The 1,648-nt window shown below is 66.8% G+C and carries 2 protein-coding genes and 1 rRNA gene; 1 reads left to right on the top strand and 2 read right to left on the bottom strand.

The annotated features are described in order from the left end of the window. On the top strand, positions 1-925 hold a 925-nt coding region (locus ACNFOC_RS54120; protein WP_416966275.1), incomplete at its 5' end, for a type IV secretory system conjugative DNA transfer family protein. Positions 926-949: 24 nt separating this feature from the next. On the opposite strand, the gene ACNFOC_RS54115 is transcribed toward ACNFOC_RS54120, so the two are convergent. After that, positions 950-1,495, bottom strand: coding sequence for a GNAT family N-acetyltransferase (locus ACNFOC_RS54115; RefSeq protein ID WP_416966276.1), 546 nt, complete (start codon positions 1,493-1,495; stop codon positions 950-952). Positions 1,496-1,575: 80 nt separating this feature from the next. Further along, a 5S ribosomal RNA gene (gene rrf / locus ACNFOC_RS56175) occupies positions 1,576-1,648 on the bottom strand; the annotation flags it as partial.

Below are 1,648 nucleotides of genomic sequence, written 5' to 3'. Positions count from 1 at the left end.
GTGGGAAAGAGTCTTCCTGGCGACGGCGGAAAGCCGCCAGACCACAGCCACCCAAGCCGTACGGGACGCGGAAGGCCCAGCCCTGGTAGTCACGTCCAACAAGACGGTCTGGCAGGACACAAAAGACGCCAGAGCCAAACTGGGCCCAGTCCTCCTCTACGACCCCACCCACCTCTGCGACACCCCGGCCCGCCTCCACTGGTCCCCGACCACGGCCTGCGAGGACAAACAGACGGCGGTGAAAAGAGCCGCCGACCTCCTCGCCCCCGTAAGACCAACCGCAAAGATCGACCAGGCGGTGGCAGACACAGCCGAAACGCTCCTCCGCAGCTACCTGCACGCCGCCGCGATCGACGGCCGCACCGTCCGCCACGTCCACCGCTGGTCCCAGGGCACCCAGATCCAGGACGCGGTAAGAATCCTCCGCACCAACCCCAAGGCGGCCCCCGGCGCAGCGGGCGAACTCGAAGGCGCACTCACGTCCCACCCCGAACGCCGGGACATCGCCCAGGAGTTGACGAGCCGCGCGCTCTCCTCCCTCTTCACGGTCAACATCCGCGAAGCCTGCACACCCAACCGAACTGACGCCCTCTCCTTGGATTCCTTCGTGAACGAAGGGGGCACGCTTTATCTGGTCGGTGAATCCATCGAGGACCCCCGTACGAACCCGGGCGCGATGCCTCTCCTCACCGCCCTCGCATCAAGCGTGGTCGAGCGCGGCCGGCACATGGCCGAACGGTCATCGGCCGGTCGCCTCGACCCACCAATGACGCTTGTCCTGGACGACGTAGCCGCCGTGGCCCCGCTCCCCCAACTCCCGGAACTCCTCGCCACAGGAGCAGACCGAGGCCTGCCGACCCTGGCCCTCCTCCGCTCCAGAGAACAGGCCAGGGCCCGCTGGCCCCACCACGAACTACCGGCCTAGCAAACAGACTTACGGCCCCTACGGCTACGGCCGCTCGACCGCCATCTCCACCTCACGCTCGTCCGCGTTCTCACCCAACGGCACGACGACGCCCGTGGGGACGAAGCCGACCTTGCCGTAGAAGCGCCGGGCCCGCTCGTTGTCCTCGTGCACGATGAGCCGCACCCGCTCGACCCCGCGCCCCCAGGCCCACTCCAGAGCCGCGTCGAAGAGCACCTCGGTCAGCCCGATGCCCCGGACCTCCGACCGCACGAACACCCCGACGATGTGTCCCTGCTTCCGCTCGACCGGATAGCCGGCCCAGTCGACCGTCCCAGCCTCCTCAAGAAGCACGGTCGCCGTACCGACCCACTCCCCGTCCGGCCCCTCGGCAATGACCTGCTGAGCCTTTTCAGCACCTTCAGCGGCCCCTACGGCCCGCTCCTGATAGAAGGAGTCCGGCCGGGCCAGCGCCGTGTCGTAGGTCTCCAGGAAGGCAAGGTGCGCGACGGGATCCTGAAGGGCAACGAGCCGCAGCTCCTTCGCCGCGGCCCACTCGTCGGCGCGTATCGAACGGATCTTGTAGTTCATATCAGCCACGATAGCCACCGTAGCTGAAACGCAGAAAACCCCTGTACCGAATAAACGGTACAGGGGTTTTCGCAATATTTGTTCGGCGGCGTCCTACTCTCCCACAGGGTCCCCCCTGCAGTACCATCGGCGCTGTAAGGCTTAGCTTCCGGG

Source organism: Streptomyces colwelliae, assembly GCF_048158785.1.
GTDB lineage: Bacteria > Actinomycetota > Actinomycetes > Streptomycetales > Streptomycetaceae > Streptomyces.
This window is presented reverse-complemented; position numbering and strand designations above follow the sequence as displayed.